This window comes from Micromonospora sp. CCTCC AA 2012012, assembly GCF_040499845.1.
Classification (GTDB): domain Bacteria; phylum Actinomycetota; class Actinomycetes; order Mycobacteriales; family Micromonosporaceae; genus Micromonospora; species Micromonospora mangrovi.
The window spans coordinates 3,702,050-3,724,034 of record NZ_CP159342.1; the positions used below are offsets into that span (position 1 = coordinate 3,702,050).

The window sequence follows — 21,985 nt, forward strand, 5'->3', positions numbered from 1 at the left end:
CGTCGCACCAGCGGACCGCGCCGTCGGTGTGTTATTCGCCTCAGAAGGGATGCCCCATGGCGTCGCCGGAGATCGAGGACGGTCCGGACGGCCCCCTGGCCGGACACCCGCAGGTGCTGCGTCCGCTGACCCACGAGCTGATCGCCGCGGTGCTGGCCAACCGGGGGTACGCGATCGGTGTGGACGACAACGGCGACCTGGTGGGCCGCTGGGAGGACAACCTGATCTGGTTCCACCGTCGGGGCAGCGCCGGTGAGCTGCTCCAGGTCCGCACCGTCACCGGCCCGCGCTTCGGCATCGAGCAGGTCCCCACCCTCTACGCCTTCTGCAACGGGTGGAACCACGACCGGCTGCTGCCCAAGGCGTTCGTGCACGTGGACGACGACGGCCGGGCGCAGGTGATCGGCGAGGTCATCACCGACCTGGAACGCGGGGTGACGCCGCACCAGCTCGACCAGCTGATCGACTGCGGCATCGCCACCGGGTGCCAGCTCGCCGCCGAGGTGGGCCGGCTGGCCGGCGGGGCGGACCGGTGACCACCTCCCGCGACCAGCGGCTCGCCGACGCCCTGGCCGACGCCCGGGACCTGCCCGACGGCGCGGCCCGCTGCGCGGAGCTGGAACGGATCGCCGCGCAGGCCGACGCGACCGGCGACCCGGGCACCGCGCTGGCCGCCCGACTGGCGCTGGTCGAGGCGTACCTGCACGGCGGCCAGCGGTGGCGGCTGCTCGACCCGGTGCGCCGAGTCGTGGACACGCTGGACCGGACGCCGGGGCTGCGCGCCGACCGCCCCGAGCTGGCCGACACCCTGCACCGCCATCAGCGGTACGCCGTCGAGGCGTTCCTCGGCACCCCCCGGGTCGGCCTGGACCAGGCCCGGTCCCTCCTGGCCGACCTGGCCGACCGGCTCGGCCCCGACGCCGGGCCGGTCGCCGAACTGCGCTGCCGGATCGCCGACCACCTCGGTGACGAGCCGACCGCCCGCCGGGCGTACGACCGCTGGCGCTCCGCCCCGGACGGGTCCGCTCCCGTGGACGGTTGCCCCGGCTGTGCGCCGGCCCGGCGGGCGGAACTGCGCGCCGGGTGGGGCGAGCACGCCGAGGCGTTGGCCGAGCTGCGGCCGGTGCTCGCCGGCGAGGTGGGCTGCACCGACCAGCCGGAACGGGCGCTGGTCGGGGCGCTGCTGCCGTGGCTGCGCAGCGGCGAACCGGACCGGGCGGCCCGGGCGCACGTGCGGGCGTACCGCCGGCACCGGCGGGAACGGGCGGCGTTCCCGCTGCTCGCCGCGCACCTGCGGTTCTGCGCGGTGGGTGGGCACCTGGACCGGGGGCTGGACATCCTCGCCGAGCAGCTGCCCCGGCTGGACGACCCGTACGACGACCTCTCCGCGATGGAGTTCGCGGCGGCGGGGGCGCTGCTGTGCGGGTTGGCCGTCGACGCCGGGCTCGGCGGGCGGCGGCTGCACCGGCCCGGGCACGGCGCCCGCCCGGCCGCCGAGGTGGACACCGCGACGCTCGGCGCCGACCTGCTCGCCGTCGCCACCGAGCTGGCCGGCAGCTTCGACGCCCGCAACGGCACCGGTCACCAGTCCGGGCGGATCGCCTCCTGGCTGGCCGAACGGCCGCTGGCCGAGGTGGTGCCGCTGCCGGCCGGGGACGCGCCCGACGAGTGGCCCGACCCGGCCGGGCCGGCCGACGACCCCACGCCGGCCGAGGACGAGCCGGCCCCGCTCAGTCTCGCCCTGGTCACGTCCGCCCTGGACCGGCGCGGCGACGGCTACGCGGTAGAGCCGGACGGCACGGTGGTCGGCCGGTGGGGCGAGGCGGTCATCCAGTTCCGCCGGCTGGGGCGGCGCGGGGAGGTGCTGCACGCCCGGGTGGTGGCGACCCGCCGGCTGGCCGCGGGTCGGCTCGCCGAGGCGTACGCCTTCTGCAACGCCTGGAACCACGACCGGCTGCTGCCCAAGGCGTACGTGCACGATCCGGGGGACGGCACGCTGGTGCTGGCCGGGGACGTCACCACCGACCTGGCGCACGGGGTGGCCCCGACCCAGCTCGTGGTGCTGCTCACCGCGACCGTCAGCACCGGCGTCGCGTACGCCGAGGCGGTGGCGGCGCTGCCCTGAGCGCGTACCCCCGGGGTGTGGCGCGGCCCCCGACCACCGGGCGGTGGTGGACGGGGGCCGCGGTCGAGGGACGTCGGGCGGGCCCGGCGTCGGTCAGCGGGCGGAGAACGCCAGGGTGTAGTCGCCGGTGCCGGCCAGCCCGACCACCCGGTAGCGGTAGACGCCGGCCGGGGTGTCGGCGGTCAGCCGGGCCGGCCCGTCGGTGGTGTCGGCGCGGGCCACGGTGCGGAACCCGGCGGCGGTGAAGCGTTGCAGCTCCAGCGCGGCCAGCACCCCGTCGGGCGCCTCCAGGCACGCCTCCTGGGTGCCGGCGTCGGCCCGGAACCAGCGGCCGTCCGGCTGGTTCTGCGCCCGCCCCGCGGCGACCTGCCCGGTACGGCTCACCTGGCCGGTGCACTCGCCCGGATCGCCGACCGGCGGCGTGCTGGGCGCGGTGGTGGCCGGCGGGGCGGTGGCGGGCGGCTCGGCCGGGGCCGCCGGGCCGTTCGCGGTCACCAGGGTCAGGTTGTTGCGCTGGAGGATCTCGGTGACCGGCTGGAAGAAGGTCACCCCGCCCTGGGTGCAGTCGCCGGAGCCGCCGGAGGTGACGCCCTGCGCCTGGTCGCCGGAGAGCCACGCGCCGCCGGAGTCGCCCGGCTCGGCGCAGACGTTCGTCCGGGTCAGCCCGGTGACCGTCCCCTCCGGATAGTTCACCGTGGCGTTCTTCGCCTGGATGACCCCGCAGTGCGTGCCGGTCGTGGAGCCGGAGCGGCAGACCGACGCACCGACCGGGGCCTCGGTGGCGCCGTTGACCGGCACCGTGCCGCCGTTGAAGTCGTTCACCACGCCCTGCGGCGTCCAGTCGCCGTTGACCTGGACGACCGCCCAGTCGTCGCCGGGGAAGGACGACGCGGTGAAGGTGCCCTGGGCGACCCGGTTGGCGCCGGTGGTCCGGTCCCCCGGCCGGCCGCAGTGCCCGGCGGTGACGAAGCCGCCGACCACCGAGAAGCCGACCGAGCAGCGGCCCGCGTTGTTGATGAAGAAGGCGTCACCGCCGCGGACGTCGAAGAGCGGCCGGGGCGCCTCGCGGGTGGTCTGCACCCGCACCGACCCGGCGGGCACCCCGCCGGCCTCGGCGAGCCGGCGACCGGCCGCCTCGGCGCCCGGCTGGGCGAGCACCACCACCGAGTTGGTGGTGACGTCGACGTACCAGCCGGCGATGTCGGGGGTGGCCTGCCGGCCCACGGCGTCGAGTCGGCCCTTGACCGCGTCCAGCTCCCGCACGCCCCGGTCCACCCGCTTCGGCACCGCGCCCGCCGCCGTCACCCGGGCGGCCTTGGCGGGGTCGGCGACCGCCACGGTCAGGGTGGCGCCGTCCGCGCTGAGCCAGCTGCCGCCGTAGTCCGCGCCCAGCTCGGTGCGGAGCCGGCCGACCGTGCCGGCGGCCCGCCGCTCGGCCTTCAGCCGCCGCACGGCCTGCGCGGGGCTCAGCGACAGGTCGCGGCTCAGCGCGTCCACCACCTCCGGGGCGACGCCGTCGGACGCCGCCGAGGCACCGGTGCGCGGCGCCGCGTTCTCCCCAGCGAACGACGGCAGGGTCACCGCCGCCGCCGTGCCCGCCGCCGCCACCAGTACGCCGATGGCTGTCATCCGTCTGCGGTCCATCCGCCACGCTCCTCCCGGCCGACGCCGGTGCGCCTGCCGGCGGGGAGTACGTGACCGGTGGCCGAACGGTTGAGCGATCGACGGAAAACAATTTCCCGGGAAACCGTTGAACCGTCGGGCCCCGGCAGCCGTATCCGGGAACGACGACGCCGGCCCGCACTCGGGAGCGGGCCGGCGTCGACAGCGTCAGCGGGTCAGACCTCGACCACCGTCGGCACGATCATCGGCCGCCGCCGGTACGCGTCGTTGACCCAGCGTCCGACGGTGCGCCGGACGATCTGCTGGAGCTGGTGCGGGTCGGTGATGCCGTCCGCGGCGGCCCGGTTCAGCGCCTCGGTGACCAGCGGGATCACCGGGTTGAACGCCTCCGGGTCCTCGGAGAAGCCCTTCGCCGAGAGGGTCGGGCCGGCGACCACCTTGCCGGTGACCGAGTCGACCACGACGGTGGTGGCGATGAAGCCGCCGTCGCCGAGGATCCGCCGCTCGGTGAGCAGCGACTCGCTGACGTCGCCGACGGCGAGACCGTCGACGTAGACGTACCGGCTCTTGACGTGGCCGACCAGGCTGGCGCGCCCCTCGACCAGGTCGACGACGTCGCCGTCCTCGCAGAGCACCACCCGGTCCGGGGCGACCCCGGACTCGATGCCGAGCCGGGCGTGCGCCCGCAGGTGCCGCCACTCGCCGTGCACCGGCATCAGGTTGCTCGGCCGGGTCACGTTGAGCAGATAGAGCAGCTCACCGGCGGGGGCGTGGCCGGAGACGTGCACCTTGGCGACGTCCTTGTGCACCACCACCGCGCCGGCCCGGGCCAGCCGGTTGATCACCCGGTAGACCGAGGTCTCGTTGCCGGGCACCAGCGAGGAGGCGAGCACCACGGTGTCGCCGGGGGCGATGGTGATGTGCCGGTGGTCGCCGCTGGCCATCCGGCCCAGCGCGCTCATCGGCTCGCCCTGGGAGCCGGTCGACATCAGCACGATCTGCTCGGGCGGGAGGGTGGTCGCCTCCTCGATCCCGATCACCAGACCGGCCGGGATGTTGAGCAGGCCCAGGTCCCGCGCGATGCCCATGTTGCGGACCATCGAGCGGCCGATCAGCGCGACCTTGCGGCCGTGCTCGATCGCCGAGTCGAAGACCTGCTGCACCCGGTGCACGTGCGAGGCGAACGAGGCGACGATGATCCGCCCCTTCGCCTTCGCGAAGATCGAGTCGAGGACCGGCCCGATCTCCCGCTCCGGGGTGACGAAGCCGGGGATCTCCGCGTTGGTGGAGTCCGACAGCAGCAGGTCGACGCCCTCGGCGCCGAGCCGGGCGAAGCCCGCCAGGTCGGTGATCCGACCGTCCAGCGGGAGCTGGTCCATCTTGAAGTCGCCGGTGTGCAGCACCAGCCCGGCCGGGGTGCGGATGGCCACCGCGAGGGCGTCCGGGATGGAGTGGTTGACCGCGAAGAACTCGCACTCGAACGGGCCGAGCCGCTCCCGGCCGCCCTCCCGCACGGTCAACGTGTACGGCTGGATCCGCCGCTCGGCCAACTTCGCCTCGACCAGGGCCAGGGTGAACTGGGAACCGACCAGCGGGATGTCCGGCTTGTGCGCGAGCAGGTACGGCACCGCGCCGATGTGGTCCTCGTGACCGTGGGTCAGCACGATGGCCTGCACGTCGGCGAGCCGGTCCAGGATCGGCCCGAAGTCGGGCAGGATCAGATCCACGCCCGGCTGTTCCACGTCGGGGAAGAGCACCCCGCAGTCGACGATCAGCAGCTTGCCGCCGTACTCGAAGACGGTCATGTTCCGGCCGATGGCGCCGAGTCCGCCGAGCGGGATGATCCGCAGGCCGCCCTCCGGCAGTGGCGGGGGCAGCTCACCCTCGTAGTGCGCCTCGGTCACTCGTCCACCTCATTCTGCGACGCCGTCACCCGGCGTCCTTCGCATCGTTCGATCATTCGGGCAGGTCGAGGCCCGCCGCCGCGCAGTCCGCGCGCAGTTGGGCCAGTTCGTCCGCGGTGGCGTCCACCAGCGGGGGGCGTACCGGGCCGGCGGGCAGACCCTTGGCCGCCAGGCCCGCCTTCACCAGGATGGTGCCCTGGGTACGGAAGATGCCGGTGAACAGGGGCAGCAGCCGCCGGTGCAGGCGCAACGCGGTGTCGACGTCGCCCGCCTCGTACGCCTCGATGAGCTGCTTGGTCTGCGCGCCGGTGAAGTGCGTCGAGGTGCCGACCACGCCGACGCAGCCGACCGCGAGCGCGGGCAGCGTCAGCGCGTCCTCGCCGCTGTAGAAGGCCAGGTCGCTGCGGCTGAGCACCCAGGAGGTCGCGATCAGGTCGCCCTTGGCGTCCTTGACCGCGACGATCCGGTCGTGCTCGGCGAGCCGGACGAGGGTCTCGGTGTCGATCGGCACCCCGGCGCGGTGCGGGATGTCATAGAGCATGATCGGCAGCCCGGTGGCGTCGGCGACGGCGGTGAAGTGCCGCAGCAGCCCGCTCTGCGGCGGCTTGTTGTAGTACGGGGTGACCACCAGCAGACCGTGCGCGCCGGCCTTCTCGGCCGACGCGGCCAGCTCGATGGTGTGCCGGGTGTCGTTGGTGCCCACCCCGGCGACGATCCGGGCCCGGTCGCCGACCGCCTCCACGACGGCGCGGATCAGGGTCTCCTTCTCCGCCTCCGTGGTGGTCGGCGACTCGCCGGTGGTGCCGTTGAGCACCAGCGCGTCGTTGCCCTGCTCGTCGACGAGGTGCTCGGCGAGGCGTACGGCGCCGGCCAGGTCGAGGTCACCGGAGGCGGTGAACGGGGTCACCATGGCCGTGAGCAGTCGCCCGAACGGGCGCGAGACGGCCCGGTCGGGGGCGGCAGGGTGGTCGTGCGTCATGTTCACAACCTAGCGGACGACCACCGGAGGTCCGGTGGGGAAGGGCTCAGGACAGCTCGGCGTGCGGGCTGGCCGCCACCTCGGTGCCGTCGGGCAGCGTCGAGATCACGAAGTCGGCGAAGACGTTCGGCGCGACCCCCTGGAGCTGACGCAGGCACTCCACGGCCAGCTCGCGGATCTCCACGTCGGCGTGCTCGGTGGCCCGCATCCCGATGAAGTGCCGCCAGGCCCGGTAGTTGCCGGTGACCACGATCCGGGTCTCGGTGGCGTTCGGCAGCACCGCGCGGGCCGCCTGCCGGGCCTGCTTACGGCGCAGCGTCGGGTTGGGCTCGTCGGAGAAGCGCTGCTCCAGCCCCTCCAGCAGCTCCGTGTACGCCCGGACGCTCGCCTCGGCCGCCTCGACGAACTTCTTGTGCAGCTCCGGGTCCTCGGCGATCACCGACGGCTCGACCATGGCGGCGTCCCGCTCGGGGACGTAGCGCTGGGAGAGCTGGGAGTACGAGAAGTGCCGGTGCCGGATCAGCTCGTGGGTGAAGGAGCGGGACACCCCGGTGAAGTAGAAGGTCACCGAGCCGTGCTCCAGCACCGAGAGGTGCCCCACCTCCAGGATGTGCGCCAGGTAGCCGGCGTTGGTGGCGGTGGCCGGGTTCGGCTTCTTCCAGCTCTGGTAGCAGGCCCGGCCGGCGAACTCCGCGAGCGCCTGGCCGCCGTCGGCGTCGGTCGACCACGGCACCTCGTCCGGGGCCTGGAACTGGGTCCACGCGATCAGCTTGACCTGGGGCTGCACCATCTCCGGCATTCCTGGGACTCTAGTGGCCCCTGGTGCCGGCGCCCAAGCCAGGCTCGCCCGGTGCAACCGCGGTCACGTGGAGCGCGGCGGCGGTCAGACGTAGAGGGAGGTGAAGGGGGCCCAGGGGAGGTTGCGCAGCACCGAGAAGGTGAGCCAGACCGCCAGGAACCCGCCGATCACCTTGGAGCTGATCCGCAGCTCCGGCAGCCGCCAGCCGAACGCCTGGTTACCGGCCCAGGCGACGAAGAGGTAGGCCAGGAAGGGCAGCGCGAAGACGAAGAGGAAGTGGTGCCGGGCGGCGGCGGGCAGGTCGCCGTGCAGCACGTACCACAGGGCGCGGGTGCCGCCGCAGCCCGGACAGTCCAGCCCGGTGGTGAGCTTGAGCAGGCAGGTCGGCCGGGCGTCGGGCTCGCTCTGGGTCGGGTCGCTGACCAGCGCGTACGCCATGCCCATGCCGACGCAGCCGAGCGCGGCCAGCGGGGCGGCCCAGCGGGGCGCGCGGGCGTGCAGCCGGATCACGAACCGGGTGAACCGGTCGGGCTCGACGGGCTGGTAGTGGTAAGGCGGCCACTCCTGCTGGCCCGGCGGGGTGGCCGGCTGGTCGACGCTCGTCACGGCCTCACCGTACACCGGCCACGCCGGCCAGCGCGGCGGCCAACGGAACCGCGAGGTCACCGGCGGCGGGCGGGGCGACCGCGTCCAGCCCGAGCCAGCCGGCGAGCCGGTGCAGCTCGGCGGCGAGCGCCACCGCGGTCTCCCCCGGCTCGACGCCGGGCTCCACCCAGGCGGCCGGGACGAGGAGCACGCCGGCCTTCCGGTCGGCCTTGAGGTCGACCCGGGCGGTGAACCGCTCCCCCTGGAGGAACGGCAGGACGTAGTAGCCGTACACCCGCTGCGGGGCGGGCACGTAGATCTCGATCCGGTAGCTGAGGTCGAAGAGCCGCTCGGTGCGGGCCCGCTCCCAGATCAGCGGGTCGAAGGGGCTGACCAGGGTGTTGCCCCGGACCCAGCGCGGCAGCCGGGCGTCGGCGTGCAGCCAGGCCGGCTGCCGCCAACCCTGCACGGCCACCGGCAGCAGCTCCCCCGCCTCGACCAGCTCGGCGATCGCCTGCCGGGCGCCGGCCAGCGGCAGCCGGAAGTAGTCGCGCAGCTCCGGCTCCGCGGCCACGCCGAGCGCGCGGGCGGCGACCGCGACCAGCGCGCGGAAGGCGTCGGCGTCGGTGGGGGTGGGGGCGTCCAGCACGGCGGGCGGCAGGACCCGCTCGGGCAGGTCGTAGCGGCGGGCGAAGGAGGTGGTCCGCTCGGCGGCGGTCACCTCGCCGGCCCAGAAGAGGAACTCCAGGGCCTGCTTGACCGCCGACCAGTTCCAGCCCCAGTGGCCGGTCGGCCGGGGCGCGTCGTGCTCGATCTCGGCGGCGGTCAGCGGCCCGCGGGCGGCCACCTCGTCGCGGACCCAGGCGACCAGCTCCGGCTGCTCCCGGGCGATCCGCCGCATGTTGCCCCAGGCGTGGTCGTGGGCCTTCGCCATCCGCCAGCGCAGCGCGGCGTGCAGCCCGACCGGCACCAGCGACGCCTCGTGGCCCCAGTACTCGAAGAGCTCCCGGGGCCGGCGGTAGGCGGCCGAGTCGAGCAGCGTGGTCGGGTAGGGCCCGAGCCGGCTGTAGAGCGGCAGGTAGTGGGCGCGTTGCAGGACGTTGACCGAGTCCATCTGGATCAGCCCGACCCGGTCGAGCACCCGGCGCAGGTGCCGTCGGGTGGGCACGCCGGTGGGCGCCGGGTCGGCGAAGCCCTGGGCGGCGAGGGCGACCCTGCGGGCCTGGGCGAGCGAGAGCGATTCCGGTGCGGCCATCGTCGGGCACCCTATTCCACGGGTACGACGGACGAGCCGCACCGTCGTACGGAGCGGCCACTGGACCGATCGCCCGCAGGGGCATACAACGGACAGATGCTGACCATCCGCCGGGGGGAGCCGGACGACGCCGAGGCGATCGCCCGGGTGCACATCCGCAGCTGGCAGAGCGGCTACGCCGGGATCATCCCCGACGAGGTGCTGGCCCGGCTCAACCCGGCGGCCTGGGCGCAGCGCCGCCGGGACGTCGGCACCGCCGACCCGGAGCACCCGTTCACCACCCTGGTCACCGAGGTGGACGGCGTGATCACCGGCTTCGCCACCTTCGGGCCGTACCGCAACGACCAGGACCGCGCCGACCTCGACCTCAGCTACGGCGAGATCGTCACCATGTACGTCGAGCCGGCCCGCTGGGGCACCGGCCACGGCCGGGCGCTGCTGGCGGCGGCGCGGGCGGGGCTGGCCGGGCGGGGCTGGACCGAGTACCGGCTCTGGGTGCTGGCCGACAACGTGCGGGCCCGCCACTTCTACGAGCGGGCCGGCCTGTCAACCGACGGCGTGGAGTCCGTCTACCGGGTGCCGCTGCACGGCGGGCGGGACCCGCTCGGACTCGTCGAGCTGCGCTACACCGCCCGCCTCGACGGCTGACCCGGCCGGACCCGGCTGCCCGGCCGCCCCGGTCGGCTCCGGTGCCCGACCCGGCCCGGCCGCCTCCGGCGTGGCCCAGCGACGGATCGGCAGGCCGAGCAGGAGCGCCAGGCTGATCCAGACGTACGTGTTGCTGCCCAGGAAGCCGTCCACGCCGGTGAAGTCCTTCTCCCAGGCCCAGACGATCCGGCTGATCAGGAAGGCGTACCCGACGATCGCGGCACCGAGCAGGACGCGCCGCCGCCGGCTGCCGGCGGGCGCCGCCATGCCGTTGTCCACCAGCAGGATCAGGCCGGGGATCAGCCAGACCAGGTGGTGCACCCAGGTGACCGGGCTGACCAGGCACATCATCGCGCCGGTCAGCGCCAGCCCGGTGGCCTCGTCGCCGACCGCCACCGCGGCCCGGGACCGCCACGCCCAGACGGCGAGGGTGAGCAGCACCAGTACCAGCCAGGCCAGCGTGCTCGGGTGCTCCGGGTGCAGCCGGGCGACCACCCCGCGCAGCGACTGGTTGGAGACGAAGGCCAGCTCACCGACCCGGTCGGTGTTCCACAGTGCCGCGGTCCAGAACTCCCGGGACGCGTCCGGGAAGAGCGCGGCGGCGAGCAGGCTGGCCCCGGCGGCGGCGCCCATCGCCGTGAACGCGGCCCGGAAGCGACGGGTGACCAGCAGATAGACGATGAAGACGCCGGGGGTCAGCTTGATCGCCGTGGCCAGCCCGATGCCCACCCCGGCCCACCGGTTGCCGGCCGGCAGCAGCCGCAGCAGGTCCACCGCCACCAGGAAGAGCAGCAGCATGTTGACCTGGCCGAAGTTGACCGTCTCCCGCATCGGCTCGAAGGCGGCGGCCAGGCAGAGCGCCACGGCCAGGGCGAACCAGCGGGTCCAGCCGACCCGGCGGGCGACGGGGTCGACCAGCCACCGCAGCAGCACGACGCTGACCACCACGGTCGCGGCCACGCTCACCGTGATCGCCGCCGCCCACGGCAGGTACGCCATCGGCAGCATCACCAGGGCGGCGAACGGCGGATAGGTGAAGCCGTACTGGGTGCCGGGCTTGAGGAAGTCGTAGATCTCCCCGCCGTCGTGCGTCCACCAGGTCAACGCGCCGTAGTAGACCTTCAGGTCGAAGAAGCCGTGCCGTACGGCCGCGACCGAGAGGAAGGCGGCCGTCGCGGCGGCGAGCACCAGCACGATGACGACCTGCCCGAACGTCCGCCTGGCACCCTGCGCCACCGTCGTCTCCCTCGCCCTGCGTAGGCTCCTGTGCCATGGCCCTGGGGTACGTCCGGCCGGCGCGTCCCGAGGACGCCGGCGAGATCGCACGAATCCAGCTCGCGACCTGGCGGGTCGCCTATCGCCGGATCCTGCCCCGGCACGTGCTGGACAACCTGGACGAGGCGTTCCTCGCCCGGCGGTGGAGCGCGGCGGTGCAGGAGCCGCCCTCGGCCGCACACCGGGTGCTGGTCGCCGTCGAACAGGCCGAGCAATCGTATCTGGTGGGGTTCGTCGCATCCGGCCCGGCCGACGCCGAGGCGCTCGCCCCGGGGGAGCCGACCGACGCGCTCGCCGACGGCGTGGTGGCGGTGACCGACCTGCTGGTCGAGCCGCGCTGGGGCCGGCGGGGCCACGGCAGCCGGCTGCTCTCCGCCGCGGTGGACCAGTGGCGCTCCGACGGCCTCGGCCGGGCGGTGGCCTGGGTGTTCGACGGCGACGAGGCGACCCGGAAGTTCCTCACCAGCACCGGCTGGGAGCCGGACGGCGCGGCCCGGGCGCTGGACGTGGACGACCTCCTGGTCCCCCAGCTCCGCCTGCACGTCGCCGTCCCCGCGGAGGAGACCGGCACCCCCTGACCCCATCGTCGATCAGGGAGTTCGCGTCGGCAACGGAGATCGGCTCCGCCGCGCGGGGTCGGCGAGGCGGCGGCGTCAGGAGAGGGTGAGTTCGGCGACCAGTTCGTCGTCCGCCGTGGCGCCGGTGGGGGTGAAGCCCAGGGAGCCGTAGAGGGTGGCGGCGGAGACGTTGTCGGGGTGGTAGGAGAGACGGATCGGCTGGTGGCCGTCCTGCGCGGCCAGCCAGTCGGTGAGGGTACGCACGGCGGCGCGACCGACCCCCCGGCCCTGCTCGGACGCGTCGACCACCATGCCGCCCAGCCAGCGCGAACCGTCGTCGTCCACCCCCCACATGACGTGCCCGACGACCGTGTCGTCCGCGTACACGGCCACCGACGTCCAGACCTCGGAACGCATGCTGAGCAGCAGGTAGCGGGCCGCCAGCGCAGCCACCCAGTCCCGCTGGTCGTCGCGGGGCGCCACGTCGGCCACCGCCCGCCAGTTGTCGTCGTCCACCGGGCGCAGCGTCACGTGCCGCCCTGCCCGGTCACGCAGCCCTGAATCGATCATGGGCGGCAGCCTAGGCGAGGGCCCGGCCGGCGACGACCGGTTTCCGCCCGGCCGGCCCGTCGGCCGGGCGGGCCGACCGGTCAGTCGAGCAGGGCGTCCAGGCCGAGGGTCAGGCCCGGCCGGGTGCGCACCGCGCGGACCGCGAGCAGCACGCCGGGCATGAACGAGACCCGGTCGTACGAGTCGTGCCGGATGGTCAGCGTCTCCCCCAGGGTGCCGAAGAGCACCTCCTGGTGCGCGACCAGCCCGGTGGCCCGGACGGCGTGCACGCGTACCCCGTCGATCTCGGCACCCCGCGCGCCGGCCACCTCGTCCTTCGTGGCGTCCGGGGTGGGACCGAGACCGGCCTCCGCCCGGGCCGCGGCGACCAGCCGGGCGGTGTGGGTGGCGGTGCCGCTCGGGGCGTCGAGCTTGCGCGGGTGGTGCTGCTCGATGATCTCGACCGACTCGAAGTGGCGGGCCGCGCGGGCGGCGAACTGCATCATCAGCACCGCGCCGATGCCGAAGTTGGGGGCGATCACCACACCGACGCCGGGCTTGCGCTCCAGCCAGCCACGGACCTGGTCCAGCCGCTGCTCGGTGAAGCCGGTGGTGCCCACCACGGCGCTGATGCCCTGGTCGATGCACCACTGGAGGTTGTCCATGACGACGTCGGGCGTGGTGAAGTCGACCACCACCTCGGCACCGGCGTCGGCGGCGTTGAACAGCCAGTCGCCCTGGTCGACCATCGCCACCAGGTCCATGTCGGCGGCGGCGTCGACGGCCCGGCACACCTCCGCGCCCATCCGCCCCCGGGCCCCCAGCACGCCGACCCGGATCGGTTCGACAGTGCTCTTCTCCTGCTCGTCAGTCACGGGGCACAACCTATCCCAATCGGGACGCCGCTCTCCCGGGGACCGAAGCAGCGTCCGCTCAGCGGGAGACGGAGAAGGCGCCGGAGTCGAAGGGACCGACCACGGCGAGGGACATCGGCCGGCTGAGCAGCTCGGCGGCGAGCGTGTTCACGTCGTCCAGGGTGACCGCGTCGACCCGGCGGAGCAGCTCGTCGACCGGCATCAGGTCGCCGTAGAGCAGCTCACCCTTGGCCAGCCGGCTCATCCGGGAACCGGTGTCCTCCAGGCCCAGCACGAACGAGCCCTTGCTCATCCCCTTGCCCCGGGCCAGCTCCGCCTCGGTGATCCCCTCGGCGGCCACCCGGGCCAGCTCGGCGCGGGTCAGCTCCAGCACCTCGTCCACCTTGCCGGGGGCGCAGCCCGCGTACACGGCGAAGAGGCCGCTGTCGGCGTACTGGCTGGCGTAGGAGTAGACCGAGTAGGCCAGGCCGCGCCGCTCCCGGATCTCCTGGAACAGCCGGCTCGACATGCCGCCGCCGAGCACGTTGTTGAGCACCCCGAGGGCGAAGCGCCGCTCGTCGGTGCGGTCGATGCCGGGGCAGCCGAGGATGACGTGCGCCTGCTCGGTCTCCTTCGGCTCGACCACGGTCGCGGCCGGCTTCGTGCGTACCGCCGGGGTGGCCGCGCGGTGCGGAGCCGGCGCGGCCGGGTCGGTGTCCAGCGGGGTGCCGCGCAGCGCCTGCCGGACCAGCTTGACCACGGCGGTGTGGTCGAGGTTGCCGGCCGCCGCGATGACGATCTGCGGCGGGGTGTAGCGCCGCCGGTAGAAGCTCTGGATCTGGCGACGGCTCATCGGGGTGACCGTCTCCTCGGTGCCGGAGATCAGCCGGCCGAGGGGGTGGTCGCCGTAGACGGCGCGGGCGAAGAGGTCGTGCACCTCGTCGCCGGGCTCGTCGTCGTGCATGGCGATCTCTTCGAGGATGACGCCGCGCTCGGTCTCCACGTCGGCCGGCTCCAGCACCGAGTCGGCGACCGCGTCGCACATCACGTCGATGGCCAGCGGCAGGTCCTCGTCCAGCACCCGGGCGTAGTAGCAGGTGTATTCCTTGGTGGTGAAGGCGTTGGTCTCACCGCCCACCGCCTCGATCTCCGCGGAGATGTCCAGCGCGCTGCGCTTCTTGGTGCCCTTGAAGAGCAGGTGCTCCAGGAAGTGCGCGGCACCCGCCTGCGGGCCGGTCTCGTCGCGGGAACCGACCGCCACCCAGATACCGAACGAGACGCTGCGCATCGCCGGGATCGCCTCGGTGAGCACGCGCAGGCCGCTCGGCAGCACGGTACGGCGTACGGTGCCGCCCAGCGGATCGTCGCTCAGGGTGCGGGTGACCGCCCGGGCCGGGGCACCGCCCCGGGCCGGCTCCGACGCGGCGGCGTGCCGGACGCTCCCGGACGGCGCCACCCCCCGTCGACCCGCAGGGACGGACGAACGCTCGCTCCGGCGCACGGAAACCTGCTCTCACTTCGACGAGGGGTGGGGTGTCACGACGACGGCTCCAGGTCACGCGGGGCGCGAGCCGGAGCCGTCGGAAGGGCCGGGCGGGGGACGTCGTCCCCCGCCCGGCCGTCACTGCTCAGCTGTGGCGGGTCCGCCGACGCGGGCGCTCGCCGCCCTCGCCGCCACCCTCGCCGCCGCCCTGGCCGCGCTCGCCGCGCTCCGGGCCCCGGCTGCCGCGCTCGCGGTCCCGGTCGCCCCGGTCACGCGGGCCCCGGTCGCCGCCCCGGCCGGCCGGACGCTCGCCACCCTCGGCCTCACCGGCGGCCGGCGCCTCGGCGCCCTCCGGCCGGATCTTGTCCAGGTAGATCTTGCCGCGGGCGTCGATGTCCGCGATCTCCACCTCGACCTTGTCGCCGACGTTGAGGAAGTCCTCGACCTTCTCGACCCGCTTGCCGTCGCCCACCTTGGAGATGTGCAGCAGGCCGTCACGGCCCGGCAGGAGCGAGATGAACGCACCGAACGCGGCGGTCTTGACCACCGTGCCCAGGAACCGCTCCCCCACCTTCGGCAGGGTCGGGTTGGCGATGCCGTTGATCCGGTCCACCGCCGCCTGGGCGGACGGGCCGTTGGTGGCGCCGACGTAGATCGTGCCGTCGTCCTCGATGGAGATCTCGGCGCCGGTCTCGTCCTGGATGGCGTTGATGGTCTGGCCCTTCGGGCCGATCACCATGCCGATCTTGTCCACCGGGATCTTGACGGTGGTGACCCGCGGCGCGTACTCCGACATCTCGGCCGGAGCCTCGATCGCCGCCTGCATCACGCCGAGGATCGTCTGCCGGGCCTCGTTCGCCTGCTGGAGCGCGGCGGCGAGCACGTCCGACGGGATGCCGTTGAGCTTGGTGTCGAGCTGGAGCGCGGTGACGAACTCCGGCGTGCCGGCGACCTTGAAGTCCATGTCACCGAACGCGTCCTCGGCACCGAGGATGTCGGTCAGCGTCACGTACTGGGTCTTGCCGTCGACCTCGTCGGAGATGAGGCCCATGGCGATGCCGGCGACCGGCGCCTTCAGCGGCACACCGGCGGACAGCAGGCCCAGCGTCGAGGCGCAGACCGAACCCATCGAGGTGGAGCCGTTGGAGCCGAGCGCCTCGGAGACCTGCCGGATGGCGTACGGGAACTCCTCGCGCGACGGCAGCACCGGGATCAGCGCCCGCTCGGCGAGCGCGCCGTGGCCGATCTCGCGCCGCTTCGGCGAACCGACCCGGCCGGTCTCACCGGTCGAGTACGGCGGGAAGTTGTAGTTGTGCATGTAGCGCTTGCGGTTCTCGGGGGACAGCGTGTCCACCATCTGCTCCATCCGGAGCATGTTCAGCGTGGTGACGCCCAGGATCTGGGTCTCGCCCCGCTCGAACAGCGCCGAGCCGTGCACCCGCGGCAGCACGCCGACCTCGGCGGTCAGCGGCCGGATGTCGCGCGGGCCGCGGCCGTCGATGCGGACCTGCTCGCGCAGCACGCGGTTGCGCACCTCGGACTTGGTCAGCGAGCGGAAGGCGGCGGAGAGCTCCTTCTCGCGACCCTCGAAGCGACCGCCCAGCTCCTCGGCGACCTTGGCCTTGACCCGGTCCAGGGCCTCCTCGCGGTCGGCCTTGCCGGCGATCTGGAGCGCCTCGGCGACCTCGGCGCGGGCCAGGTCGGCGACCGCCTGGTAGGCGTCGTCCTGGTAGTCCAGGAAGACCGGGAACTCGGTGACCGGCTTGGCGGCCACCTCGGCCAGCTCGCTCTGCGCGCGGCACAGCTCGCGGATCGCCGGCTTGGCGGCCTCCAGGCCGCTGGCCACGATCTCCTCGGTCGGCGCGGTCGCGCCGGCCGCGATCAGGGTCACCGCGTTCGGGGTCGCCTCGGCCTCGACCATCATGATCGCGACGTCGCCGTCCGGCAGGGTGCGGCCGGCCACGACCATGTCGAAGGTGGCCCGGGCCAGCTCCTCCAGGGTCGGGAAGGCCACCCACTGGCCGTCGACGTGCGCGACCCGGGTCGCCCCGATCGGGCCGGAGAACGGCAGACCGGAGAGCTTGGTCGACATCGAGGCGGCGTTGATCGCCACGACGTCGTACGGGTGCTGCGGGTCGAGCGCGAGGACGGTCTCGACGACCTGGACCTCGTTGCGCAGGCCCTTGACGAAGGACGGGCGCAGCGGCCGGTCGATCAGCCGGCAGGTGAGGATGGCGTCCTCGCTGGGCCGGCCCTCGCGGCGGAAGAACGAGCCGGGGATCCGGCCCGCGGCGTACATCCGCTCCTCGACGTCGACGGTCAGCGGGAAGAAGTCGAACTGCTCCTTCGGCTGCTTGCCGGCGGTGGTGGCGGAGAGGACGACCGTCTCGCCGAGCTGGGCGACGACGGAGCCGGCAGCCTGGCGGGCCAGCCGGCCGGTGGAGAAGGTGATCTCACGGGTGCCGAAGGACCCGTTGTCGATCACGGCGGTACGGGATTCGGTGCCGAGGTTGGTCTCGGTCATGTGCGGTGGTGCTCCTTCGCGTCGGGGGGCCCACGACACGGGAGCTGCTCAGACGGCCGGTCTTCGATCGAAGCGCCCGGGTGGCCGGCGGAAAGCCGGCGTGCCCGGAGGCCACTACCGGAGACCGGTACGCTGACCGGCTCCCTCTCAGGTGGTCGCGCGGCCCGGTTCTTCTGGTGTTACCGCAAGCGGGGGAGCGGCCGGTGCGGCCACTCCCCCGTCACGTCATCGGCGCAGGCCGAGCCGCTCGATGAGCGACCGGTAGCGGTTGATGTCCTTCTTCTGGACGTAGTTGAGCAGCCGGCGGCGACGGCCGACCAGCAGCAGCAGCCCACGGCGGCTGTGGTGGTCGTGCTTGTGCACCTTCAGGTGCTCGGTGAGCTCGGCGATCCGCTTGGTGAGGACCGCGACCTGGACCTCCGGCGAACCGGTGTCGCCCTCGGCGGTCGCGTACTCCGAGCGGATCTTGGCCTTGGCTTCCTGGTCGAGCGCCATGTTCTCCCTGTTTCGATGGGTTGATCACTGATGTCCGTCGTCGGGGCCCGTTGGGACCGGAGACGGACGAACCTCGCACCCGCGGCGTCGTGCAGGCACGCGAGGCCCCACGTCGGTCAGCCGACGTCCCCGCCAGCCTACCAGCCCGCGCCGGAAGCGCCCGGTGAAGGGCGACGACACGGCTCAGCCGACCGCCCGCCGGGTCCGCTCGACGTCCTCGGCGATCTGGGCGACCAGCGGCTCGATCGAGTCGTACCGGATCTGTCCGCGCAGGTGCGTGACGAAGTCCAGGGCCAGCCGCTCGCCGTACAGGTCGCCGGTGAAGTCCAGCGCGTACGCCTCGACCCGCCGCTCCCGGCCGGAGAAGGTCGGGTTGGTGCCGATCGAGACGGCCGCGGCGAGCGGCTCCGGGTGCCCCCGGCGCACCAGCCGGGCGGCATAGACGCCGTCGGCGGGGACCGCCGCGTACCGGTGGGTGAGCAGGTTGGCGGTGGGGAAACCCAGCTCCCGCCCGCGCTGGTCGCCGCGGACCACCACGCCCTCGACCCGGTGCGGGCGGCCCAGCGCGGCCGCCGCCGCCGTCACGTCACCGGCGTCGACGCAGGACCGGATGTAGGTGGAGGAGAAGACCGTGCCGGCCTCGGCGACCAGGGGCGCGTCCTCCACCCCGAAGCCGAAGGTGCGTCCCAGCCGCTCCAGCAGCGCCACGTCGCCGGCCGCCCGGTGCCCGAAGCGGAAGTTGTCGCCCACCACCACCAGCGCGGCGTGCAGGTGGGCGACCAGGATGTCGTGCACGAACTCCTCGGCGGTCAGCCGGGAGAACTCCGGGGTGAACGGCACCACACAGAGCACGTCCACGCCGAGTGCCTCGATCAGCTCCGCCTTGCGGGCCGGCTCGGTGAGCACCGCGGGGTGCGAGCCGGGGCGGACCACCTCGGCCGGGTGCGGGTCGAAGGTCACCACCACCGACCGGACGCCCAGCTCCCGGGCGCGCGCCACCGTGTGGCCGATGGTCGCCTGGTGCCCCTTGTGCACGCCGTCGAAGACGCCGATGGTGACGACCGAACGCCCCCAGCCACCGGGCGCCGCCTCGTACCCCCGCCACCGCTGCATGCCGCTCCTCCCCTGCTGTCCCGCCGGTCCGTCCGGGTCCCCGCCGTCAGGCCGGGGCGAGCACGATCTCCGCGCGGGCCCGACCGTCCCGCTCGCTGACGATAGCGATCAGGGTCCCGTCGGGACCGAACACGGCGTACGGTCCGGCGATGCCGGCCGGGTCCAGCGGCCCGCCGTGGGAGAGCACCTTCGCCTCGTCGGGCGTGGCGTCGCGGCGCGGGAAGAACCGGTCGGCGGCGGCCTCCAGCGGCAGGTTGACCACCTCGGGCGCGCGCTGTTCCAGCTCGTCGAGGGTGGCCGCCTCGGCCAGGGCGAACCCGCCGACGGCGGTGCGGCGCAGCGCGGTCAGGTGGCCGCCGACGCCGAGCGCGAGGCCCGCGTCGCGGGCGATCGCCCGGATGTACGTCCCGGACGAGCAGGTCACGTCGACGTCCACGTCCACCACGTCGGGGCTGTCCCGGCGGATCGCGAGGACGGCGAGGCGGGAGACGGTGACCCGGCGGGCGGGCAGCTCGACGCTCTCCCCGTCCCGGACCCGCTTGTACGCCCGCTCCCCGTTGACCTTGATCGCGCTGACCGCGCTGGGCACCTGGTCGATCTCGCCGGTCAGCGCGGCGAGCGCGGCGCGTACCGCCTCGTCGGTCACCGCGCCGGCCGGAGTGGTGGCGATCACGTCGCCCTCGGCGTCGTCGGTGACGGTGGCCTGCCCGAGCCGGATCGTCGCGGTGTAGCTCTTGCCGGCGCCGATCACGTAGGTGAGCAGCCGGGTCGCCCGGCCCACCCCGATCACCAGCACGCCGGTGGCCATCGGGTCGAGGGTGCCCCCGTGCCCCACCCGCCGGGTACGCGCCAACCGCCGGATCCGCGCCACCACGTCGTGCGACGTCATGCCGGCGGGCTTGTCGACCACGATCAGACCGTCTGTGCTCACGACCGCCAAGCCTGCCAGAGACCGGCCTCCGCCACGCCAGAGGCCCCGCCGGTCGGGACGTCAGCGGACCGCGCCGACCACCGCCCAGCCGCCGGAGCGCAGCCGCAGCAGCAGGGCGACCAGCCGCAGCACCACGAAGAGCAGCAGCCCGGCCCAGATCCCGCCCAGCCCGAGGTCGAGCCCGTAGGCGAGCCAGATCGCCGGGAGGAAGCCGCCGAGCGCCGCCACGATCGTCAGGTTGCGCAGGTAGCGGACGTCACCGGCACCGATCAGCACCCCGTCGAGGGCGAAGACCACCCCGCCGATCGGCTGCAACGCCACGAACCACGGCCAGGCCACCATCGCCTGCTCGCGTACCTGGGGGTCGGCGCTGAACCAGCCGGGGACGACGCCGGCCCCGGCGGCGATCAGCACCGCGAACGCCACTCCGCAGACCCCGCCGACCAGCGCGATCCGGCGGGCGAGCGCGCGGGCGCCGACGGCGTCGCCGGCGCCGAGCGCCGCGCCGATCAGCGACTGGGCGGCGATGGCCAGGGCGTCCAGCACCAGGGCGGTGAAGAACCAGAGTTGGAGGGCGATCTGGTGGGCGCCCACGGCGGCGGCGCCGAAGCGGGCGGCGACGGCGGTCGCGGAGAGGAAGCTCGCCTGGAAGGCGACCCCCCGGATCAGCAGGTCCCGGCTGAGCACGAGCTGCTGGCGGATCAGCCGGGGCCGGGGCCGCAGGGAGATCCGCTCGCGCACCAGCGCCGCCGCGAAGAGGCCGCCGGAGAGGGTCTGCGCGACCGCGTTCGCCACCGCCGAGCCGACCAGGCCGAGCCCGGCGGGATAGACGAGCAGCGGGCAGAGCAGCGCGGAGAGGAGGTTGGGGGCGAGCACGAAGAGCAGCGGGCGCCGGGTGTCCTGGATGCCGCGCAGCCAGCCGTTGCCGGCGGCGGCGAGCAGCAGGCCGGGGGCGCCGAGCGCCGCGATCCGCAGCCACTGCGCGGCGGCGTCGGCCACGTCGCCACCCGCGCCGACGAGGGTACGCGCCAACGCCCCGCCGCCGAGCTGCATGCCGACCGCCACCAGCACGCCGACCGCCAGGGCGAGCCAGGACGCCTGGACGCCCTCGGCCACCGCGGCGGCCCGGTCGCCCGACCCGAACCGGCGCGCCGACCGCCCCGTGGTGCCGTACGCGACGACGGTGCCGAGCCAGGCGGTCAGCGTCATCACCGTGCCGCCGACGGCCAGCGCGGCCAGCGGGACCCGGCCCAGGTGCCCGACGACGGCGGTGTCGACCAGGACGTAGAGCGGCTCGGCGGCGAGCACCACGAGCGCCGGCAGGGCGAGCCCGGCGATCCGCCGGGGCGACGCGACGGCGGACGGGGCGGCACTGACGGCGGTCTGACTCATCGCCGCCGATCCTGGCACGGGGCGGGTAAGGGCCGCAACCCCGGCCGTCACTTACCCCACTGCCGTTCACCCGACCCGGGCCGGCGGCGCAGCCGCGCGCCGTACGGTGACGTCATGGCGGTCAACGGCGACCAGATCGTCGACGGCGCCGACCCGGTCTGGTGGCGTCGCCTCTTCGGCGAGCTGCTCGGCACCTTCCTGCTGGTGCTGGTCTCGGTCGGCCCCGGCGTGGTGAACCAGCGCGTGGGTGGCGAACCGGTCAGCCGGACCGCCGCGGTCGTCGCCCCCGGGCTGATGGTGTCCTCGATCATCCTGTTCATGGGGGCGGTCTCCGGCGCTCACCTCAACCCCTCGGTGACGCTCGCCTTCGCCCTGCGGGCCGACTTCCCGTGGCGTCGCGTGCCCGGCTATCTGGCCGCGCAGTTCGCCGGGGCGGTCGCCGCGGCGGGGCTCCTCGCCGGGCTGCTCGGTGGGCACGGCACCGCCGGCCTGACCGTCCCCGGCCCCGGTGTGGACACGCCGCTCGCCCTGGTCTGGGAGCTGATCCTCACCGTCGGACTGGTGAGCACCATCCTCGGCACCGCATCCGGCGCGCAGAGCGTGGGACCGCTCGCCGCCGTCGCGGTCGGCGGCTATCTCGCGCTCGCCGGGCTCTGGGCGTCCCCGCTCACCGGGGCGTCGATGAACGTGTTCCGCTCGCTCGGCCCCGCCCTCGTGTACGGGCAACCGCGGGGCTGGTGGGCGTACCTGGTCGGCCCGCTGCTGGCGGTGCCCGTGGCGGTCGGGGTGGCGCTGCTGCTGCGCGGGCCGGGCGGCGGGCCGGTCAGCCGGCGTGCCGCGCAGGGCGACGCCGGGCGCTGGCAGCGCTGAGCTGCGGACCGCTTCTTCCGTGCC

20 protein-coding genes are annotated in these 21,985 nt (G+C 74.3%); 5 read left to right on the forward strand and 15 right to left on the reverse strand.

All coding sequences use genetic code 11. The annotated features are described in order from the left end of the window. Window positions 1–56 precede the first annotated feature (56 nt). Together ABUL08_RS16105 and ABUL08_RS16110 are read left to right on the forward strand one after the other, a co-directional pair. Entirely contained in the window at window positions 57–536 is a 480-nt protein-coding gene (locus ABUL08_RS16105; RefSeq protein ID WP_350930734.1) for a type III secretion system chaperone family protein, read from the forward strand. After that, window positions 533–2,125 carry a YbjN domain-containing protein gene (locus ABUL08_RS16110; RefSeq protein WP_350930735.1) on the forward strand — a complete coding sequence of 531 codons (1,593 nt, stop codon included), beginning with the start codon at window positions 533–535 and terminating at the stop codon, window positions 2,123–2,125. The genes ABUL08_RS16105 and ABUL08_RS16110 overlap by 4 nt, the downstream gene beginning before the upstream one ends. A 93-nt stretch (window positions 2,126–2,218) precedes the next feature. On the opposite strand, the gene ABUL08_RS16115 is transcribed toward ABUL08_RS16110, so the two are convergent. The 6 genes from ABUL08_RS16115 to ABUL08_RS16140 all read right to left on the reverse strand — a co-directional run bounded on the left by ABUL08_RS16115 (window position 2,219) and on the right by ABUL08_RS16140 (window position 9,270). After that, on the reverse strand, window positions 2,219–3,769 hold the full coding sequence (locus ABUL08_RS16115; RefSeq protein ID WP_350930737.1) for a S1 family peptidase: 1,551 nt from the start codon (window positions 3,767–3,769) through the stop codon (window positions 2,219–2,221). A gap of 194 nt (window positions 3,770–3,963) precedes the next feature. Then, window positions 3,964–5,652: a ribonuclease J gene (locus ABUL08_RS16120; protein ID WP_350930738.1), complete on the reverse strand. Its 1,689-nt coding sequence runs from the start codon at window positions 5,650–5,652 to the stop codon at window positions 3,964–3,966. Between the two features lie 52 nt (window positions 5,653–5,704). Further along, window positions 5,705–6,631, reverse strand: a complete 927-nt coding sequence (dapA, locus tag ABUL08_RS16125) for a 4-hydroxy-tetrahydrodipicolinate synthase (protein WP_350930739.1) — start codon at window positions 6,629–6,631, stop codon at window positions 5,705–5,707. A 46-nt stretch (window positions 6,632–6,677) separates the two neighbouring features. Then, on the reverse strand, window positions 6,678–7,421 hold the full coding sequence (gene thyX, locus ABUL08_RS16130; protein WP_350938656.1) for an FAD-dependent thymidylate synthase: 744 nt from the start codon (window positions 7,419–7,421) through the stop codon (window positions 6,678–6,680). A 93-nt stretch (window positions 7,422–7,514) separates the two neighbouring features. Then, the gene (locus ABUL08_RS16135) at window positions 7,515–8,051 is read right to left on the reverse strand and encodes a DUF2752 domain-containing protein (protein WP_377521748.1); all 537 of its coding nucleotides are present in this window, start codon (window positions 8,049–8,051) and stop codon (window positions 7,515–7,517) included. Continuing rightward, entirely contained in the window at window positions 8,041–9,270 is a 1,230-nt protein-coding gene (locus ABUL08_RS16140; protein ID WP_350930741.1) for a winged helix-turn-helix domain-containing protein, read from the reverse strand. Before ABUL08_RS16140 ends, ABUL08_RS16135 begins: the two co-directional genes overlap by 11 nt. A 96-nt stretch (window positions 9,271–9,366) precedes the next feature. Here ABUL08_RS16140 and ABUL08_RS16145 point away from each other — a divergent pair, with 96 nt between their 5' ends. Further along, complete coding sequence (locus ABUL08_RS16145; protein WP_350930742.1) at window positions 9,367–9,918, forward strand: GNAT family N-acetyltransferase; 552 nt, start codon at window positions 9,367–9,369, stop codon at window positions 9,916–9,918. On the opposite strand, the gene ABUL08_RS16150 is transcribed toward ABUL08_RS16145, so the two are convergent. Beyond that, on the reverse strand, window positions 9,817–11,154 hold the full coding sequence (locus tag ABUL08_RS16150; protein WP_350930743.1) for a glycosyltransferase 87 family protein: 1,338 nt from the start codon (window positions 11,152–11,154) through the stop codon (window positions 9,817–9,819). The genes ABUL08_RS16145 and ABUL08_RS16150 overlap by 102 nt on opposite strands. 35 nt (window positions 11,155–11,189) lie before the next feature. Here ABUL08_RS16150 and ABUL08_RS16155 point away from each other — a divergent pair, with 35 nt between their 5' ends. Beyond that, window positions 11,190–11,771, forward strand: coding sequence for a GNAT family N-acetyltransferase (locus tag ABUL08_RS16155; protein WP_350930744.1), 582 nt, complete (start codon window positions 11,190–11,192; stop codon window positions 11,769–11,771). 75 nt (window positions 11,772–11,846) lie between these two features. On the opposite strand, the gene ABUL08_RS16160 is transcribed toward ABUL08_RS16155, so the two are convergent. The 8 genes from ABUL08_RS16160 to ABUL08_RS16195 form a co-directional block, all read right to left on the reverse strand. After that, a complete protein-coding gene (locus ABUL08_RS16160; RefSeq protein WP_350930745.1) occupies window positions 11,847–12,320 on the reverse strand; it encodes a GNAT family N-acetyltransferase in 474 nt (157 codons plus the stop codon). An 80-nt stretch (window positions 12,321–12,400) separates the two neighbouring features. Next, a complete protein-coding gene (gene dapB, locus ABUL08_RS16165) occupies window positions 12,401–13,174 on the reverse strand; it encodes a 4-hydroxy-tetrahydrodipicolinate reductase (protein ID WP_350930746.1) in 774 nt (257 codons plus the stop codon). 58 nt (window positions 13,175–13,232) lie between these two features. Beyond that, complete coding sequence (locus ABUL08_RS16170) at window positions 13,233–14,609, reverse strand: M16 family metallopeptidase (RefSeq protein WP_377521749.1); 1,377 nt, start codon at window positions 14,607–14,609, stop codon at window positions 13,233–13,235. 172 nt (window positions 14,610–14,781) lie between these two features. Then, the gene (locus tag ABUL08_RS16175; protein WP_350930747.1) at window positions 14,782–17,160 is read right to left on the reverse strand and encodes a polyribonucleotide nucleotidyltransferase; all 2,379 of its coding nucleotides are present in this window, start codon (window positions 17,158–17,160) and stop codon (window positions 14,782–14,784) included. Between the two features lie 225 nt (window positions 17,161–17,385). Beyond that, entirely contained in the window at window positions 17,386–17,655 is a 270-nt protein-coding gene (gene rpsO / locus ABUL08_RS16180) for a 30S ribosomal protein S15 (protein WP_067302624.1), read from the reverse strand. Window positions 17,656–17,838: 183 nt separating this feature from the next. Further along, complete coding sequence (locus tag ABUL08_RS16185; protein WP_350930748.1) at window positions 17,839–18,768, reverse strand: bifunctional riboflavin kinase/FAD synthetase; 930 nt, start codon at window positions 18,766–18,768, stop codon at window positions 17,839–17,841. Window positions 18,769–18,814: 46 nt separating this feature from the next. Further along, window positions 18,815–19,699: a tRNA pseudouridine(55) synthase TruB gene (gene truB, locus ABUL08_RS16190; protein ID WP_350930749.1), complete on the reverse strand. Its 885-nt coding sequence runs from the start codon at window positions 19,697–19,699 to the stop codon at window positions 18,815–18,817. Between the two features lie 60 nt (window positions 19,700–19,759). Next, window positions 19,760–21,091 (reverse strand): MATE family efflux transporter, encoded by a 1,332-nt coding sequence (locus ABUL08_RS16195; RefSeq protein WP_350930750.1) that lies wholly within the window; start codon window positions 21,089–21,091, stop codon window positions 19,760–19,762. A gap of 114 nt (window positions 21,092–21,205) precedes the next feature. On the opposite strand from ABUL08_RS16195, the gene ABUL08_RS16200 reads away from it, so the two are divergent. Further along, entirely contained in the window at window positions 21,206–21,961 is a 756-nt protein-coding gene (locus tag ABUL08_RS16200) for an MIP/aquaporin family protein (protein WP_350930751.1), read from the forward strand. The last annotated feature ends 24 nt before the right edge of the window (window positions 21,962–21,985 follow it).

Excerpts from the sequence above, each read along its gene's own strand:
- ABUL08_RS16105 (WP_350930734.1), top strand. The coding sequence starts at position 57 with ATGGCGTCGCCGGAGATCGAGGACGGTCCGGACGGCCCCCTGGCCGGA.
- ABUL08_RS16115 (WP_350930737.1), bottom strand. The coding sequence starts at position 3,769 with ATGGACCGCAGACGGATGACAGCCATCGGCGTACTGGTGGCGGCGGCG.
- dapA (WP_350930739.1), bottom strand. The coding sequence starts at position 6,631 with ATGACGCACGACCACCCTGCCGCCCCCGACCGGGCCGTCTCGCGCCCG.
- thyX (WP_350938656.1), bottom strand. The coding sequence starts at position 7,421 with ATGGTGCAGCCCCAGGTCAAGCTGATCGCGTGGACCCAGTTCCAGGCC.
- ABUL08_RS16140 (WP_350930741.1), bottom strand. The coding sequence starts at position 9,270 with ATGGCCGCACCGGAATCGCTCTCGCTCGCCCAGGCCCGCAGGGTCGCC.
- ABUL08_RS16145 (WP_350930742.1), top strand. The coding sequence starts at position 9,367 with ATGCTGACCATCCGCCGGGGGGAGCCGGACGACGCCGAGGCGATCGCC.
- ABUL08_RS16155 (WP_350930744.1), top strand. The coding sequence starts at position 11,190 with ATGGCCCTGGGGTACGTCCGGCCGGCGCGTCCCGAGGACGCCGGCGAG.
- ABUL08_RS16160 (WP_350930745.1), bottom strand. The coding sequence starts at position 12,320 with ATGATCGATTCAGGGCTGCGTGACCGGGCAGGGCGGCACGTGACGCTG.
- ABUL08_RS16175 (WP_350930747.1), bottom strand. The coding sequence starts at position 17,160 with ATGACCGAGACCAACCTCGGCACCGAATCCCGTACCGCCGTGATCGAC.
- rpsO (WP_067302624.1), bottom strand. The coding sequence starts at position 17,655 with ATGGCGCTCGACCAGGAAGCCAAGGCCAAGATCCGCTCGGAGTACGCG.
- ABUL08_RS16185 (WP_350930748.1), bottom strand. The coding sequence starts at position 18,768 with ATGCAGCGGTGGCGGGGGTACGAGGCGGCGCCCGGTGGCTGGGGGCGT.
- ABUL08_RS16195 (WP_350930750.1), bottom strand. The coding sequence starts at position 21,091 with ATGAGTCAGACCGCCGTCAGTGCCGCCCCGTCCGCCGTCGCGTCGCCC.
- ABUL08_RS16200 (WP_350930751.1), top strand. The coding sequence starts at position 21,206 with ATGGCGGTCAACGGCGACCAGATCGTCGACGGCGCCGACCCGGTCTGG.